Below are 17,396 nucleotides of genomic sequence, written 5' to 3' on the forward strand. Positions count from 1 at the left end.
AGGTGGTGGCCGAGTTGTTGCCGAAGCGGCAGATTACCATCGCGAGGGAGCTTACGAAGACTTTCGAGACTTTTCTGTCTGGGCCATCTGAAGATGTTCTAGGTTTAGTCGCGTCGGATGCTAACCAGCAGAAGGGGGAGTTTGTTCTTATTGTCGAAGGTTGGCGGCAAGAAGTCACGAACGAGATAGGGGAGGAGCCGGCAAGGTTGCTGAATGCGCTTTCAAGAGAGTTACCTCCCAAGAAAGCGGCGATGATCGTAGCGGACCATTATGGGCTAAACAAAAAGTTGCTTTACCAATCTTTGATAGAGTGATCTAGATGCCTTAGTTACTTGTTAAAAACTGTAAAATAGAACAGAATCTAACCAACAATAAATAATGCTAGGTGAATCGATGGAATGGTTATGCCGAAGCAAACAGAGCTGTTTTCGCTTAACGGCGCATATTCTTTTTGCTGTTTGTCCTTTTCAGTCTGTAGTCGCTTTTGAGATTTTATCTGAAGGCGCCATGGACTCTGTCTCGGCTGTTGCCTCGGGGTCGGCAGAAAATCTTCTTAATGTAGCGGGCGCGCCTGCGGCGGGTCTTGTTGTTGACGGATACGACGCTTTGCCATATCAATTGTCAGAAGGTGCAAATGGTTCTTCGGCTTCAGGGGAGTCATTAGACTCTGTATTGTTAAATCAGATTGAAGATTGGGCTGATGATCGGCGAGAGTCGTCTGGATCAGGTTTTGAGGTGGGCTTTGTAGAGCAGCTGCCGCAGGCAGGTGGATCCATTTTGGATGAGGGAGGGCTAGAGAGCGAGCCGCCCGACGATGTCGTAGAGCTCAACGAGTTAGAAGGCGAGGATGAAGAGGAAGAGAGGCGCTTAGCGCGCACGATTGAGCGAGATGAGCTTGGCGAGCTAATCCCAGAGGATCGGTTCTTTGATACCTCATTCGAGGAGCGGGTTTCGATCAATAATGATCTCAGTGACTATGATCGAAACCCCGGGGCTGGCTTCGTTTTTGATCGCTCATCGGAAAATGCAAATCGTCTTACCTCGCTTCGTGAAGAGAACAAGCCACTTTTCTGATTCACTAATAATTCTTGCTATCCATTTCTATCTGGTTACACTTGCCCAGAGCTTGCTGGGCAATCGCCTTACTTTGTGAGGAGGAAAGTCCGGGCTCCATAGAGCAGAGTGCCAGGTAACGCCTGGGGGGCGTGAGCCTACGGAAAGTGCAGCAGAAAGTGTACCGCCTAAGCTATCTTGTATAGCCGGTAAGGTTGAAAAGGTGCGGTAAGAGCGCACCGCGCGACTGGCAACAGTTCGTGGCGATGGTAAACCCCACTCGGAGCAAGACCAAATAGAAATCCGATGGCGTGGCTCGCGCTGGATTTGGGTAGGTTGCTTGAGCTAGTTGGTGACGGCTAGCCTAGATGAATGATTGTCCTCGACAGAACCCGGCTTACAGGCAAGCTCTTTTTCTTCTATAGATCTCTTTGCGCTCTTTTTGGCGCGCATCTCAATAAAACGTTATTAAACTTAAAGTAATTTCTAGCTTTGTATTTTATGCTACTGAAAATGCTAGATATTAGTCTCTTTTTCCTCCCTTGCTCTGCTTGGTTACGCTCCCAAACCTACTGTTATAGCTGCGACGCCCTTAAAAATGCTGCGTTTATTTGCTTGATTTAGCACTATTGAGTTTCTATAGTGGGGAAAAGTAGTGAAACGTGGGTTTTTTTGGTATTTTTTACCAAATTATAATAATTCTGAGGGTATTGGGTGTTTCTAGGTAGCCACGCAATCAACATGGACGCCAAAGGGCGTATGGCGATTCCGACAAAAATTCGGGAATCGTTGTCGTCTTTTTGTGGTGGTCGCGTCGTCGTGACTGCTCATACCGAAGAGCGGTGCCTGTTGGTCTACCCAGAGAACCAATGGCAAGAGGTGCTCCCAAAGCTAGAAAGTCTCCCTTCGCTTAATAAAGCTGCGCGCAGAATACAGCGGTTGATGATTGGCTATGCAACGCCTCTCGAGATGGATGCGAACGGAAGGATTCTATTGCCGCCGACGCTTCGCGAATACGCGGGACTAGAAAAGAAAACCATGCTCGTTGGTCAAGGTAAGAAATTTGAGCTTTGGAGTGAGGAGCGCTGGTTCGAGTGGTTGGATGAATCAGGAGCAGACGATGAGTTGCCTGAAGAGTTTCACGGTTTGTCGCTCTAATGTCGACTGACTCGGCGCACGTCACCGTCCTACTTGAAGAGGCCGTTAAGGCTTTAGTGTCTGACCCAGGCGGGCGATACGTCGACGGGACATTTGGGCGTGGAGGTCATGCTCGATTGATTCTAGAGTCATTGTCAGCGCAAGGTCAGTTAGTGGCCATAGACAAAGACCCAGAAGCAGTGCGCGTTGCGACTGAGCTGGCTGCGATGGATAGTCGGTTTGCTATTGAGCACGGCTCGTTTACAGAAGTGAAGAATTATGTGGGTGCACGCTCTTGGCCGGGAGCGACAGGAATTTTAGTTGACCTAGGAGTGTCTTCGCCTCAGTTAGATGATGCAGAGCGCGGCTTTAGCTTTATGAATGATGGGCCGCTCGATATGCGGATGGATACCAGTCGAGGTCTTAGCGCAGCCGAATGGGTCGCAAAGGTAGAAGAGCCTGAGTTGATTCGGGTGTTAAGAGAATACGGTGAAGAGAAGTTTGCGCGGCGAATTGCTGGGGCGATTATAAGAGAGCGAGGTGTTGCTCCAATTACTACAACGGCTCGTCTCGCCAATGTTGTTTCCGAGGCAAACCCTTCTTGGGAGAAGCATAAGCATCCTGCCACTAGAGCATTTCAGGCGATTCGCATTGAGGTGAATCAGGAACTGAATGATCTGGAGCTGTTTTTGGAGAATGCCAGTGATGCGCTCTCAGTGGGCGGGCGCTTGGTGGTTATTAGCTTCCACTCGCTTGAAGATCGAATGGTTAAGCGGTTCATGAAGAAAATGGCGAAGGGTGACGAACCGCCACCGGGAGTTCCTGTGTTGGAAAGTGATATAACGCGAAGATTTAAGTTGATGAGTAAGGCAATGAAGCCCGCCAAGCAAGAAATAGAACGCAACCCTCGATCTCGCAGCGCTGTGATGCGAGTACTGGAGAAGTTAAGTGATGATTGAGCTTCTAGGTTTTTTAGTAAGAGTGCGGCATGCGGATGCGATTCGAGAAAGTGTAAAGCCGCTGTTTGATCGTGAGTTGCTGCCCGATTCACTATTAGGGCGGATACAGTCCATTTGGAGAATTCTCCCAGTTCGCGAGCTAATTCTCTCTTTGGGATTGGTGCTAGTGATGGTTTTAACGGCGCTGGGCGTTGTCTACTCCTCTCACATATCGCGAGAGTTGTTTGCGGAGCAAGCTTTGTTGCAAGAGCGAAATGACCAGTTGCAGTTGGAATGGGCGCAGCTGCTGTTGGAGCAGAGTGCATTTACTTCTCCGAGTCAGATCGAGAGTGTCGCTGCTCAAGAATTAGAAATGGTGCTGCCGGATGTGCGCAGTATCGAGTTGGTTAAATAGGTAGGCATTGGAACGACCGTGAACTCGTCAAACGAAAACCAAGAACCAGTTATGATCATGTGGCGCTACTATGCGCTGCTAGCCATGCTGACGCTTGTGATTCTGACTTTGCTTGGTAGGGCGGTCCATTTACATATTTTTGAGCAGAGCTTTTTATCCTATCAGGGCGATGTGCGCTCAATTCGTTACGAAAGGATTCCTGGGCATCGCGGAACTATCTCCGATCGAAATGGAGATCCTTTAGCCATTAGCGCAGCGGTTGAAACAATCTACGCCAATCCTAGCGAGATAGAGCTCAATGAAAAGGAGTATGCCCGACTTGCCTCGGCGCTCAGTGTAAACAAGAAGTGGCTTAAGAAACGACTAGAGTCTAACACTTCCAAGAAGTTTGTTTATCTCAAGCGTAAGACATCTCCTCACGAAGCCCGGCAAGCCATGCAGCTGGGCTTCACTGGTATTTACAGCCGACGAGAGTATAAGCGTTTTTATCCGGCAGGAGAGGTTGCTGCACATGTTGTCGGCTTTGCCAACATCGATGAGCAGGGGCAGGAAGGTATCGAACTTGCCTACAACGATTGGTTGAACGGTAGCGAGGGGAAGAAGCGAGTTGTTAAGAATCGGGCTGGTCAGGTCATTAAAGATCTAGGCACAACAGAGCTCGCAAAACCGGGCAAAGATATCTCTTTGTCGCTGGATATGCGCTTGCAATACTTGGCCTATCGGGAACTAAAAGCGGCTGTGGATACCCATAAAGCGCGTTCAGGGTCACTCGTGCTCTTGGATGTGGAGAGTGGCGAAGTGCTTGCGATGGTGAATCAGCCTTCTTTCAATCCAAATAATCGGCAAAACTTAAACGTCTCACATTTACGCAATCGCGCAATTACTGATTTGTTTGAGCCGGGCTCTACCATGAAGCTGGTAACAATGGCTGCAGCGCTTGCCTCCGATAAGTACTCTCTTTCTAGTCCGATCGAAACGGCGCCTGGGTACTTGCGCTTGGGTGGACGATCAATACGTGATCATAAGAATTATGGACGCCTTAGCCTGCTAGATGTGATCAAAAAATCGAGCAACGTCGGAACAAGCAAAATCGCGCTCGATTTAGGGCCGGAGGCGCTCTGGGATATGTTCTATGTGCTTGGTTTGGGTCAAGGAACAGGGATCGGCTTTCCTGGAGAGAATATCGGCCAATTACCAGATCCTTTTTCTATGCGTCCTGTTGAATTGGCTGCAATGTCTTACGGTTACGGCCTAAGTACTACGGCGCTCCAACTCGCTCAGGCGTATATGATTTTAGGCAATGGCGGCCACAAGCACAGTCTCAGTTTGATTAGGAAAGAGCAAAATGATGCGTCGCTCCAAGTGCTAAGTAGCGATATATCCGCTGATCTTGTTCAATCGATGCGAGCCGTTGTCGAGAAGGGCGGTACCGGCACGCGGGCGCAGGTTCCACTATATGCTGTGGGCGGTAAGACCGGCACAGTGCACACTGTTGGCCGAAATGGTTATAACTCAGATGAGTACAAGGCACTATTTGCCGGTGTGGCACCGACCTCAAAACCAAAGATAGCTGCCGTTGTCGTTATCGAGGCGCCTGCGGGCGCCGAGTATTATGGTGGCGAAGTCGCTGCTCCCGTCTTTTCTCGTGTGATCAACGGTGCGATGCGTATTCTAGACGTCGCGCCAGATGATTTAGCGCCTTTAATGCATGCAAATCAAGAATCGGCTTTGGCTGACGAAGGTAAGAGGGGCTGATATGAATAAACCGCGCCAGTACCACTCAGATTTAGCAAGTTTATTGATGGGCATCGAGCATGTTCCATCTGCGTTGAATACACAGATACATGGCTTGGTGTCGGACAGTCGAGCCGTCAAGCAAGGCGACTTGTTTATCGCCCTAGCTGGGCAGAGCTCTGATGCAGAAGCGAATGTGCGTGATGCAATCGAGCGCGGTGCTGCCGCTGTACTGATTGATTGCGATGAAAAAGATAAGGCTAAAGATCTAGATGCACACGAAGATGGGGACGCTGTAGAGCTGTACATTCCCGGTCTTCGTCGCCATGTGGGTGAAATAGCGCATCGTTTTTTCCATAAGCCAAGCGCTGAGCTTGAAGTTATTGGTGTGACGGGCACGAATGGAAAAACCTCGGTTGTAAATTATGTAGCCCAGTTTTGTGCCTCCGTTGGTTTGTCGACTGCGGTGATTGGCACCTTGGGCTATGGGATGTGCGCTCGAGGCGAAAAGCTAATCGAAACGAATCACACGACACCCGATGTCGTTGATGTGCATCGTTATTTAGCGCATCTGAGAGACGTTGGTGCCGAGCTTGTAGCGATGGAAGTGAGCTCTCATGGTCTTGCTCAGGGTCGCGTAGAAGGGGTGCGTTTTAGTGGTGCGGTTTTCACAAATCTTAGTCGTGATCACCTCGATTACCATAAAACAATGGACGACTATGCGGATGCGAAGGCTCAGCTTTTTGCTTGTCCGTCGTTGCGCTATGTCGTTGTGAATGTCGATGACCCTTATGCATCCAAGATATTTCAAAAGGTGCGTCCCGAGACTCGAAAGATCAGAGTGAGTACTAAGGTCGATGCAGAAATATCTGTCCAGCAAGTGAGTTATGAAAAGACAACTCGAGCAGTCATCAATGTTGGTGTTGATAGTGTAGAGCTGAATAGCCCGCTTCTGGGGCAATTCAATCTTTACAACTTGCTCTGTGTTTTGGGTGTTGCCTTGGCGAGAAAAAACTCTGCTAAGGAGTTGGGTAACATCAATTTAGTTCGATCCGTCGCAGGGCGTCTTGAGACGTTTAGCGCGCCAGGCGAACCGCTGATGGTAGTTGACTATGCCCATACGCCGGATGCGCTCGAAAATGTTCTAAAAACGCTCTCGCCACTGTGCAATGGCCGGTTAATTGCTGTGTTTGGCTGTGGTGGAGATCGCGACAAAGGTAAAAGAAAGGAAATGGGACTGGTCGCCCGCACTTATGCAGCATTCTCGGTGATCACGAGCGATAACCCGAGAACCGAAGATCCGAAATTGATTCTTGCTGATATCGAGTCCGCTTTTGATTCAAGCGATGCCGTCGCGTTGATTGAGGATCGTGGGCAGGCTATTCGTTATGCCTATGAGCATGGGAGAGCTGGCGATGTGATTTTGGTCGCAGGAAAGGGGCACGAAAACTACCAAGAAGTGAACGGCCAGAAATACGCCTTCAGCGATGCAGACTGTTGCAGAGCGCTTTTGGGAATAGGGCAGGGCTCGGCACACGATACCAGAGAGGGCGAGCAGTCGTGATTGTTGATATGCCACTTTCTGAACTGCAAAAGCGCTGTGGTGGTGAATTGATTGGCGACGATATGTTGTTCAAATCAGTCAGTACGGATTCCAGAAAAGTCGCTGATGGAGATCTCTACCTGGCTCTGAAGGGTGATAAGTTCGATGGACATGGCTTTGTTGAACAAGTAGAAGATCGCGCTGCCGCATTTGTATTGGAACGGGATTGTAAGGTCTCAAAGAGTCGTCTGATTGTTGATGATACCCGGTATGCTCTGGGTGCCATTGGGGCGTATTGTCGAGAGCATTTTAGAAAGCCAGTTGTCGCCATTACTGGAAGTTCTGGCAAGACAACAACGCGGAACATGTTGTATGCCATCTTGAGCACGCAAGGAGGAGTTTGCACTACTTTGGCCAATCAAAATAATGAGATTGGCGTGCCATTGACGCTCATGACGCTTAGTTCAGAGCATGTCGCAGCAGTCGTCGAGCTCGGTGCACGGCATATAGGGGACATTCGTTACCTTGGGCAGTTTGTAAAGCCGGATGTTTCGATTCTTTTAAATGCGGGCACGGCACATATCGGAGAGTTTGGCGGCTACGAGAATATTGTTCTTGGCAAGGGAGAGATCTACGAGGTGCTTGGCGAGCAGGGGGTTGCGATCGTCAATATAGATGATCCTGCTAGCGATCTCTGGTTAAAAAGCCTTTCAGGTCAGCGAGTGATTACTTACTCAGTAGCGAACGATGCGGCCATGGTGTTTGCTGATCATGTCGTTCTCGGCTCTGAGACCACGACGTTTCGAGTGCATTATCAAAGTAAGAGCGTTGAGGTAACTTCTGCTGCCACGGGAATGCACAACGTATCGAACGCATTGGCGGCATGCGCAGCGGCGCTGTCGTTGAATATCGATTTAGCCGCAGTCGTAGAAGGTCTATCACAGTATCAAGCTGAGTCCGGCCGTCTGAGCCGAGAGCGTTTAGCCTCAGGTATCACTCTTATTAATGATGCCTACAACGCAAATCCCGCATCAATGAAGGCGGGGCTCGACGTACTTGCAGCAGAAGCAAGCTATCGGATTGCTGTGTTAGGTGAAATGGGCGAGCTAGGGGGGCTAGCCGAGCGGTTGCATCTGGAGCTTGCCGAATATGCTGCGCAGAGTCAGATAGAAGAAATATGGTTAATTGGTCAATTTGCAGAGCAGATGGCCAGCCGAATAGGAAGTAAAGCAACAGTGTTTAACAGCAAGCAAGCAATCGCAAATGCCTTGGCAGGTGTTAACCAAAACCCGCTAACTGTCCTGCTCAAAGCATCACGTTTCGTTGCGTTAGAAGACGTCGTAAGTCTGCATAAGCGAGGGTGTGCCTGATGCTTTACTGGTTAGCTGACGTACTGAGTGAATATTTTGGGTTTTTGGCAGTTTTCAAATACCTAACCCTGCGTGGGATCTTGGGCGTGATTACCGCTTTATTCATCGCGTTGTGGGTCGGTCCTCATATGATTCATCGCTTGAGTACGCGTCAAATCGGCCAAGCGGTGCGCGATGACGGTCCAGAATCCCATCTAAGCAAGGCCGGCACGCCAACTATGGGTGGGGCTTTGATACTAGTCGCCATAGGCATTGCTACGCTGCTGTGGGCAGACTTAGGGAACCGCTATGTTTGGATAACATTGTTCGTGTGTGTCGCATTCGGAGCGATTGGCTGGGTAGATGATTACCGTAAAGTAGTAGAGAAAAACTCGCGAGGCTTACCGGGGAGATGGAAGTATTTTTGGCAGTCGGTGGCTGCCTTGGTCGCCGCGTTTTTACTCTATTGGACCGCATCACTGCCACAAGAGACCGCGTTTATTATTCCGATTTTCAAGGATGTTGTATTCGACCTTGGGCCAGCATTTATCGTCTTGACCTATTTCGTTCTGGTCGGTAGCTCAAATGCAGTGAATTTGACGGACGGTTTAGATGGGCTTGCGATTATGCCCACTGTTTTGGTCGCGGGCGCCCTTGGAATCTTTGCTTACGTTTCCGGCAACGCGGTATTTGCCGATTATCTTCATATTCCGTTCGTACCGGGCTCAGGCGAGCTTGTTGTTTTCTGCGGCGCGATGGTTGGAGCGGGGCTTGGCTTTCTTTGGTTTAACACCTATCCCGCACAAGTGTTCATGGGTGATGTCGGCGCATTGTCTTTAGGGGCGGCACTGGGAATTGTTGCTGTCATCGTTCGGCAGGAAATTGTCTTATTTATTATGGGGGGCGTGTTCGTGATGGAAACCATTTCTGTCATCTTGCAGGTCGCATCATTCAAGTTAACGGGGCGCCGCATCTTTCGAATGGCGCCACTGCATCATCATTTTGAATTAAAAGGTTGGCCTGAACCACGTGTCATCGTCCGTTTCTGGATTGTCACCGTGATTCTGGTTTTGGTTGGTTTAGCTACATTGAAGATACGTTAAAACGCACATGGCATTAATAGCATCTGACAAGCACAGTTATGTTGTTGGTCTCGGAGAGACAGGGCTATCCTGTGCGCGTTTTTTGGCCAAGTTAGGGCGTCCATTTTCGATGTTGGATACGCGTGACGCTCCACCAAATCTGGATCGCTTCAAATCGGAGTTTCCTGAGACAAAGCTGGTGCTTGGCGAGCTCGAAGCATCAACGTTAGTGTTGGCGGACGAAATTATCTTGAGCCCCGGTTTGGACCCGAAGCATCCTGCCTTGGTTCAAGCTGCGCAGGCGGGCGTGAAGATTAGAGGCGACATCGACCTGTTTGCAGAGCATGCGAATGCGCCGATCGCGGCTATTACAGGCTCGAACGGCAAGAGTACGGTGACTGTATTACTTGGTGACATGGCAAAAGAGGCCGGTCGAAATGTCCGAGTTGGCGGTAACTTGGGGACGCCTGCACTCGACTTGATTGACGAGAATGCGGATCTCTACGTAATGGAGCTATCGAGCTTCCAGCTAGAACTCGTTGAGAAGTTAAATGCGGATGTCGCTTGCCTGTTGAACATCAGCGAAGACCATATGGATCGCTACGCCAGTAAGCTTGATTATCTTCAGGCCAAACAACGGATATTTCGTGGCGCGAAAACCGTTGTCGTAAATGATGACGAGCCATTAAGTCAGCCATTACGTGCGCAAGACATGAAAATTGTTCATTACGGTATGAACGGACTTGATTTAAATAAGTTTTCATACAGCGATGAAAGGCTAGGCGCGACGTTGATGAAAGGCTTCGAGGCCTTGGTTGATGTAGCTGATCTAAACATGTCAGGTACGCATAACTTCAGTAATGCGTTAGCGGCGCTTGCTATGGGAACTTCATTAGGCTTGCCTTTAGACGCGATGATTAGAGCCTTGAAAGCCTTTAAAGGCCTAGATCATCGTTGCGAGTGGGTTCGCCAGCTTGATGGAGTCACCTATATTAACGATTCTAAAGGCACGAATGGTGGCGCGTGTGCCGCGGCGATTGCTGGTTTTGGCTCGCAATTAGAAGGTGACGGCAAGGTTGTGCTGATCGCTGGTGGTGAAGCGAAGGGTGCATTGTTAACAGAACTCAAAGAGCCATTGGCGCGATTTGGTCGTTCTGTCATCGCATTTGGTGCAGATCGGGATATCGTCAGGGCAGCGGTCGAAGGTAGTTTGCCTGTTATCCATGCTGACAGCCTCCACCAAGCAGTTACGCTCGCTAAAGAAGAGGCCGCGGCGGGTGATCTCGTATTGTTTTCTCCAGCGTGCGCGAGTTTTGATATGTTCCGGAACTTCGAGCATCGTGGCGATGCCTTCAAAGCGGAGGTAGCCAAACTTTGATCCGTAATTCTAGTGGTTTGCAAACCAGTATGTTGATCGATCGTGCCCTGCTCGCCTCCGCCATGGCGCTGTTGTTGATTGGTCTTGTCATGATTGCGTCTGCTTCTGTCGATATCGCGGACGTACGTAACGACAATCCGTTCTTTTACTTTGCTCGTCACGGTACCTTCATTTTACTTGGTCTTGCGGTTGGTCTGATTGCTTATTTCGTACCGCTTTCCTGGTGGGAGAAGAACGCTTGGTTCCTACTTGCCTGCTCGATGTTGCTTTTGGTCTTGGTATTGATTCCTGGGCTGGGGAAAACAGTAAATGGGAGTACAAGATGGATTGCGTTAGGTAGCATCAATATTCAGCCATCAGAACTTGCGAAACTATTTTTAGTCGCCTATTTGGCGGGCTATCTCGTGCGAAGACATGACGAAGTACGTGCATCTTGGTGGGGTTTTGCAAAGCCCATGATTATTCTCACTTTGGCTGCATTTTTATTGTTAAGTGAGCCTGACTTTGGAGCGACGGTGGTGATCGGGTCCGCGTTCATGGGGATGATCTTCCTAAGTGGCGCGCGTCTTCACCAATTCGGTTTATTGGTTGTTGCCTGCATTATCGTGTTGATGCTTCTCATTTGGTCTCAACCGTATCGGATGGAACGGTTGGTAGGATATACCGATCCATGGGCAGATCAATTTGGTTCCGGCTATCAGCTCACTCAATCACTGATTGCCTTTGGTCGGGGTGATGTGGCTGGTGTAGGTCTTGGTAATAGTCTTCAGAAACAGTTCTATCTTCCAGAGGCACATACGGATTTCGTTTTTGCAATTTTGGCCGAAGAATTCGGCTTGATTGGCTCGATTACGATTGTTCTTTTGTTTTCTTTATTGGTCTATCGTGCATTCAAGATCGCACGCGTCGCTGAGCGAAATGCTCTGTTGTTTCATGCGTATTTCGCTTACGGAATCGCAATTTTGCTGGGCGTTCAGGCCAGTATCAATCTGGGTGTAAACATGGGGCTGCTCCCAACCAAAGGACTGACCTTACCCCTTGTAAGTTATGGTGGCAGCTCACTCATAGTGAGTATGGCTTGCATCGCGATTTTGCTGCGCATCCATCAGGAAACGCAAGTAGCTATACAGGAGGGGCCTAAGTGAACAGGACCTTTCTGATCATGGCAGGAGGCACTGGTGGGCATGTTTTTCCTGCTTTGGCGACTGCGAGAAAACTGCAACAAAAAGGCGGAGAAGTTGTTTGGCTGGGGTCCAAAGGGGGATTTGAGGAGAACGTTATCTCTGATGAGGGAATCCCATTCTTTGGATTAAGTATTTCGGGCCTGCGTGGAAAAGGCGCGACGACTTTATTGCTGGCGCCGATAAAGTTACTCATGGCGCTCTATCAGGCGAGTGTTGTGTTGGTAAAAGTGAAGCCAGTGTGCGTTTTAGGTATGGGAGGATTTGCTTCTGGCCCTGGAGGATTGGCTGCGCGACTATTTAGAAAACCTCTCGTAATTCACGAGCAAAATGCGGTTGCTGGCATGACAAACCGGTTGTTGTCACGCCTTGCTAATGCCGTGTTCGAAGCCTTCCCAAATAGCTTTGGAAATGATTTAGCAACAGAAGTTGTCGGAAATCCAGTTCGCGAAGAAATTGTTCGTTTAACGCATGATCATCATCGAGTTACGCCGCAAACATTTGCTGAGCGAAAGGTGCGTATATTAATTGTCGGTGGCAGTTTGGGGGCGCTGAAACTAAATCAGGTGCTGCCAAGGGCTTTATCGAATATTGAAAAAGATATCCGCCCAGAGGTTCGTCATCAAACTGGCAAAGGAAAGCTGGATGCCACCCTGTCTGATTACAGTGCGCTGAACGTCGAAGCGGATGTTTGCGAGTTTATAAGCGATATGGCTGCGGCGTATCGCTGGGCTGACCTGGTTATTTGTAGAGCGGGTGCTCTGACTGTTTCTGAGCTCTGTGCTGCTGGAGTCGGTGCCATTCTCGTTCCATATCCGTTTGCGGTAGATGACCACCAGACGAAGAATGCGCAAGTTATGGTCGATGGCGGCGCAGCGTGGCTGGCGCCGCAATCAGAGCTTTCAGAAGATGCTTTGACAGAAATGCTGAAACCGCTGTTGTTGAAGCCGGAGCGCATCGCTCGATTGGCAAATGCAGCGCATAAATTAGCGAAACCTTATGCCGCAGATCGCGTTGCGCAAGCCTGCTGGAGTTTGTCTGATGTCTGAAGTGATGATCAACACCAATATCGAGATACCTGAGATGCGTCGCATTAAGCGCATTCATTTCATTGGTATTGGTGGCTCCGGGATGTGCGGTATCGCTGAGGTTTTGCTCAATCAGGGCTACGAAATAAGCGGCTCAGACATCAATGAAAGTGTGACGACCAAGCATCTGCAAGCATTGGGTGCAGTGGTTTTTGTCGGTCATCGCGCTTCAAACGTAGAGCAAGCAAACGTGATCGTGGTGTCGAGTGCGATCAATGAAGAAAACCCCGAGATTATAGCGGCGAGAAAGAATCGAATACCGGTTGTTCCACGAGCCGAGATGCTCGCTGAAATCATGCGCTTTCGGCATGGGATTGCAATTGCCGGTACACATGGAAAGACCACAACTACAAGTTTAATTGCGTCGATACTTGCTAATGGAGGCATGGATCCAACGTTCGTCATTGGAGGTCGACTCAATAGCGCCGGCACTAACGCAAAGCTAGGCGGCTCGAGATACTTGGTCGCAGAAGCAGATGAGAGCGACGCTTCATTTTTGCATCTAACGCCAATGGTTTCCGTGGTGACAAATATTGAAGCAGACCATATGCATACGTATGGCGGTGATTTTGGCCGCTTGAAGCAAACGTTCATCGACTTCCTTCATAACCTGCCGTTTTATGGCACGGCAGTGATGTGCATTGATGATCCTGTTGTTGCTGAATTGACCGAGTCTGTATCTCGAGCGGTGATTACATATGGCTTTAGCGCTGATGCCGACGTGCGTGCAGAGAATGTAAAGCAGCATGGAATGACCACGTCATTTACCGTGATTCGACCGGGAGATCGTCCAGAGCTTGATGTCGAGCTGCATATGCCGGGCGAGCACAATGTGCTTAATGCCCTTGCTGCAATTGCGGTGGCAACCGATGAGGGGGTCAATGATGATGCGATTAGATCCGCGTTGTCTGGCTTTCAAGGTGTTGGGCGTCGTTTTCAGATACAAGGTGACTATCGGTTCGATGGTTGTCAGGTGATGCTCGTTGATGATTATGGACATCATCCGAGCGAAGTGGGTGTAACGATCAAGGCGATTCGCGATGGATGGCCTGAAAAGCGTTTGGTGATGGTCTTTCAGCCACACAGATACAGCCGCACGAGCGACCTTTATGAAGATTTCGTACGTGTTTTGTCTGAGGTGGATGTGTTGATCATGCTGGATGTGTACTCCGCCGGTGAAAAGCATATCCCGGGCGCGGACAGCAGGAGTCTCTGTCGAAGTATCCGTCAGCGAACAGGTCTCGATCCCGTTTTTATTGAAGATGCGACTGAGCTACAAGAAGTGTTAGTCAACCTCGTGGGTGATAACGACATCGTCGTTACGCAAGGCGCTGGTAACGTTGGCCAGCTCAGTCTTGAATTGGCGAACCACCTTTCAGAATTGGAGGGCGGATGAGCTATCAAGCCGATCGAACACTAATTGAAGCGTTGGGCAAAATTGCCGTTGTATGCGGTGGATGTTCCGCCGAACGAGAGGTTTCGCTGAATAGCGGAGAGGCTGTCTATCAGGCTGCACTGACGGCAGGGCTAGACGCCACAAAAATAGATTATCAAGGCGATATCAATGCATTGCTGGGCAAAGGTTTTGATCGCGTATTCCTAGCGTTGCATGGGCGTGGAGGAGAAGATGGTGTTATTCAGGGTGTCCTCGAGTCGATTGGCTTGCCGTATACCGGTAGTGGCGTCATGGGATCAGCCCTCGCAATGGACAAATTGCGGACAAAACTTCTATGGCAGGGTAAGCAGCTTCCAACGCCTCAGTTTGGATATGTCGACAAGTTAGATGCCAATCTAGTGTCACAACTCGTTGGATTAATTGGCTTTCCGATGGCCGTTAAGCCTTCTAGAGAAGGCTCATCGATTGGTGTTTCAAAGGTGAGTGAGCAGTCGCAACTCGACGCAGCATTACAAAGTGCTTTGGAGCTTGACCAAGAAGTCATTCTAGAGCAGTGGGTTGATGGTGAGGAATATACGGTAGGCATTCTCGGTGAGCAGACATTGCCCGTAATTGGTTTAAAAGCTGCGGCGACATTTTACGATTACGATGCCAAGTATCGCTCAAACGAAACCCAGTACATGTTGCCGAGCAATTTATGCCCTGAAGATGAGCAAAAGATATCGTCTTTATCTAAACAGGCTTTCGACGCCCTTGCTTGTAAAGGGTGGGGTCGCGTCGATGTTATGCGAGACAGGGGTGGGAAGTTTTGGTTACTCGAGGTGAATACCATTCCGGGGATGACAGACCACAGTCTCATTCCCATGGCCGCACGCCACAATGGAATGAGTATGCCTGAGCTAGTAGCCGAGATTCTCAAACAAACACTTCGAGTGGGAGGACTGGCATGAGCAGCGCTGCGCTAAGAAAAGGGACAACCGCACCCCGAATGACGGCAAGAGAAGCAAAGAATGTTGTGATTTCGCAGGGTGTTGCAAAGGCGTATGCGTTCTGGTTCGCATTGGCCGTTGCAATTGTCATTGTCGCAATTAACAGCGACAAGCTATTTGCGTTTGTTGATCAGCCCATTGCCCAGTTTGAGGTGAGCAGTGAGTTTGTCGAGCTTGAGCAAAACTCGGTGTCATTGGTTCTAGAACCATATATAGGCCAGAACTTTTTATCCGTCGATTTACGAGAGATTCAATCGGCCCTAGAAGGTCTAGCTTGGGTTAAATCAGCGGTGATTAAACGGCGTTGGCCTGATGCGGTTGCGGTAGAGATTACAGAGCAGGTAGCTGTTGCTAACTGGAGCCATGATGCTTACATCAACGCTCAAGGGGACATATTCAAGCCTGAGAAAATCGCTCGATCAAAGAGTCGCCCACTTTTAATTGGTCCTCAGGATGCGTCTAAGCAAGATCGTGGCGAAATGCTGATGTATATCGAACAAATTTCTCAAGCGATCAGTACTTATGGCCTGATTGCGGATCAATTGGTTCTGAACGAGCGTGGTGCATGGACGCTGGGCTTGGAGGGCGGTCCGATGATCGAACTAGGAGCAGATCCAGATGCATTTCGGCTAGAGCGCTCTGTAAAAACATTTGCGAGCTTGGATGACGAAGCGAAGCGCATGGTTGAGCGTATTGATGCGCGTTATACCAATGGTGTTGCTGTCCGTTGGAAAGAAATGGAAGTTGCATCGGGTTACGAGTATAGCTCAAACCCGCTGCAGCAATAGAAATACAACAAAGTGAGAACAAAAATGGCAAGCACATTTGATGACAGCTTGACCGTAGGGTTAGACATCGGGACATCCAAAGTAGTCGCCATCGTTGGTAAGCGTGGTGAAGATGGGAGTGTAGAGATCGTAGGTATCGGTTCGCATCCGTCACGAGGGTTGAAGCGAGGCGTTGTTGTCAATATTGAAACGACGGTGAGTGCGATTCAGCGGGCTGTTGAAGAAGCCGAGTTGATGGCTGGCTGCAATATTCACTCTGTTTACGCGGGCATCGCGGGTAGCCATATCAAAAGTTTAAATTCGCACGGTATCGTTGCGGTCAAGGACCGCGAAGTTGTGCAAGCGGACATTGATAGAGTGATTGACGCAGCGCAAGCAGTCGCTATCCCTGCAGATCAGAAGGTTTTGCACATCTTGCCGCAAGAATATGTCATCGATAGCCAAGAAGGGATAAAAGAGCCGCTTGGCATGTCGGGGGTGCGCCTCGAAGCAAAAGTGCATCTTGTGACTTGCGCAGTAAATGCGGCGCAAAACATCGAGAAGTGTGTCCAGCAATGCGATCTCGACGTGGACGACATCATTTTAGAGCAATTAGCGTCGTCCTATGCGGTATTAACAGATGATGAAAAAGAGCTCGGCGTCTGTGTGGTCGATATCGGCGGCGGCACGACGGATATGGCAATTTTTACCGGAGGGTCCATTCGCCATACTGCGGTCATTCCAATTGCAGGTGATCAGGTGACCAACGATATTGCGATGGCACTTCGCACTCCAACGCAAAACGCGGAAGAGATAAAGATTAAATATGCATGTGCGCTCACGCAGCTCGCGGGTGCGGATGACACGATAAAAGTACCGTCCGTTGGTGAAAGGCCCCCTAGGGACCTATCGCGGCAGGCGTTAGCTGAAGTCGTTGAACCAAGGTACGAAGAACTATTTACCCTAGTGCAAGCTGAATTGCGGCGCAGTGGGTTTGAAGATTTGATTGCCGCCGGAGTCGTACTGACCGGCGGCACATCAAAGATGGAGGGCGTTGTAGAGCTGGCAGAGGAAATATTCCATATGCCGGTTCGTTTGGCTAGCCCACAGCGAGTGACAGGATTGTCAGATGTCGTCAATAACCCGATGTACGCGACGGGCGTAGGCTTATTGATGTATGGATTAAACCAGCGTGAGTCAGGGACAACTCCGAGCGCAAAAGCTGCTTCGGCGGAAGGGGTAATGAGCAAGCTCAAGCACTGGTTTACAGGAAACTTTTAAAGCCAAAAATGATATTTGGCATAAGCAACAACTAGCAGATTGAAAATTATAATTAGGAGATAGGG

Annotated in this window: 15 protein-coding genes, 1 other RNA gene and 1 pseudogene; all 17 read left to right on the plus strand. The window is 49.5% G+C overall.

Features of this window, described 5'->3' with window-relative positions; all coding sequences use genetic code 11:
* Positions 1–314, plus strand: a pseudogene (locus A3750_RS26020) (rRNA (cytidine-2'-O-)-methyltransferase); the annotation flags it as partial.
* Between the two features lie 79 nt (positions 315–393).
* The gene (locus A3750_RS07010) at positions 394–1,074 is read left to right on the plus strand and encodes a hypothetical protein (protein ID WP_156492227.1); all 681 of its coding nucleotides are present in this window, start codon (positions 394–396) and stop codon (positions 1,072–1,074) included.
* A gap of 47 nt (positions 1,075–1,121) precedes the next feature.
* An RNA gene (gene rnpB / locus A3750_RS07015) (RNase P RNA component class A) lies at positions 1,122–1,469 on the plus strand.
* Between the two features lie 298 nt (positions 1,470–1,767).
* On the plus strand, positions 1,768–2,211 hold the full coding sequence (gene mraZ / locus A3750_RS07020; RefSeq protein WP_068451851.1) for a division/cell wall cluster transcriptional repressor MraZ: 444 nt from the start codon (positions 1,768–1,770) through the stop codon (positions 2,209–2,211).
* Positions 2,211–3,149 (plus strand): 16S rRNA (cytosine(1402)-N(4))-methyltransferase RsmH, encoded by a 939-nt coding sequence (gene rsmH / locus A3750_RS07025; RefSeq protein ID WP_068466094.1) that lies wholly within the window; start codon positions 2,211–2,213, stop codon positions 3,147–3,149. Before mraZ ends, rsmH begins: the two co-directional genes overlap by 1 nt.
* Positions 3,142–3,543 (plus strand): cell division protein FtsL, encoded by a 402-nt coding sequence (gene ftsL / locus A3750_RS07030; protein WP_082863019.1) that lies wholly within the window; start codon positions 3,142–3,144, stop codon positions 3,541–3,543. The genes rsmH and ftsL overlap by 8 nt, the downstream gene beginning before the upstream one ends.
* Before the next feature lie 18 nt (positions 3,544–3,561).
* A complete protein-coding gene (locus A3750_RS07035; RefSeq protein ID WP_231871752.1) occupies positions 3,562–5,298 on the plus strand; it encodes a penicillin-binding protein 2 in 1,737 nt (578 codons plus the stop codon).
* Between the two features lies 1 nt (position 5,299).
* Positions 5,300–6,841 (plus strand): UDP-N-acetylmuramoyl-L-alanyl-D-glutamate--2,6-diaminopimelate ligase, encoded by a 1,542-nt coding sequence (locus A3750_RS07040; RefSeq protein WP_068458709.1) that lies wholly within the window; start codon positions 5,300–5,302, stop codon positions 6,839–6,841.
* A complete protein-coding gene (gene murF, locus A3750_RS07045; protein ID WP_068458710.1) occupies positions 6,838–8,190 on the plus strand; it encodes a UDP-N-acetylmuramoyl-tripeptide--D-alanyl-D-alanine ligase in 1,353 nt (450 codons plus the stop codon). Before A3750_RS07040 ends, murF begins: the two co-directional genes overlap by 4 nt.
* Complete coding sequence (gene mraY, locus A3750_RS07050) at positions 8,190–9,272, plus strand: phospho-N-acetylmuramoyl-pentapeptide-transferase (protein ID WP_068466093.1); 1,083 nt, start codon at positions 8,190–8,192, stop codon at positions 9,270–9,272. The genes murF and mraY overlap by 1 nt, the downstream gene beginning before the upstream one ends.
* A 7-nt stretch (positions 9,273–9,279) precedes the next feature.
* Complete coding sequence (gene murD, locus A3750_RS07055; RefSeq protein WP_068453160.1) at positions 9,280–10,629, plus strand: UDP-N-acetylmuramoyl-L-alanine--D-glutamate ligase; 1,350 nt, start codon at positions 9,280–9,282, stop codon at positions 10,627–10,629.
* Positions 10,626–11,774, plus strand: a complete 1,149-nt coding sequence (gene ftsW, locus A3750_RS07060; RefSeq protein ID WP_231871753.1) for a putative lipid II flippase FtsW — start codon at positions 10,626–10,628, stop codon at positions 11,772–11,774. The genes murD and ftsW overlap by 4 nt, the downstream gene beginning before the upstream one ends.
* Positions 11,771–12,859: an undecaprenyldiphospho-muramoylpentapeptide beta-N-acetylglucosaminyltransferase gene (gene murG, locus A3750_RS07065; protein WP_231871754.1), complete on the plus strand. Its 1,089-nt coding sequence runs from the start codon at positions 11,771–11,773 to the stop codon at positions 12,857–12,859. The genes ftsW and murG overlap by 4 nt, the downstream gene beginning before the upstream one ends.
* Positions 12,852–14,294: a UDP-N-acetylmuramate--L-alanine ligase gene (gene murC, locus A3750_RS07070; protein WP_068453156.1), complete on the plus strand. Its 1,443-nt coding sequence runs from the start codon at positions 12,852–12,854 to the stop codon at positions 14,292–14,294. The genes murG and murC overlap by 8 nt, the downstream gene beginning before the upstream one ends.
* Complete coding sequence (locus tag A3750_RS07075) at positions 14,291–15,244, plus strand: D-alanine--D-alanine ligase (protein WP_068548124.1); 954 nt, start codon at positions 14,291–14,293, stop codon at positions 15,242–15,244. Before murC ends, A3750_RS07075 begins: the two co-directional genes overlap by 4 nt.
* Positions 15,241–16,071: a cell division protein FtsQ/DivIB gene (locus A3750_RS07080; RefSeq protein WP_068548125.1), complete on the plus strand. Its 831-nt coding sequence runs from the start codon at positions 15,241–15,243 to the stop codon at positions 16,069–16,071. Before A3750_RS07075 ends, A3750_RS07080 begins: the two co-directional genes overlap by 4 nt.
* A 24-nt stretch (positions 16,072–16,095) precedes the next feature.
* Complete coding sequence (gene ftsA, locus A3750_RS07085; RefSeq protein ID WP_068466091.1) at positions 16,096–17,331, plus strand: cell division protein FtsA; 1,236 nt, start codon at positions 16,096–16,098, stop codon at positions 17,329–17,331.
* Positions 17,332–17,396 lie beyond the last annotated feature (65 nt).

This window comes from Oleiphilus sp. HI0079 (assembly GCF_001635105.1).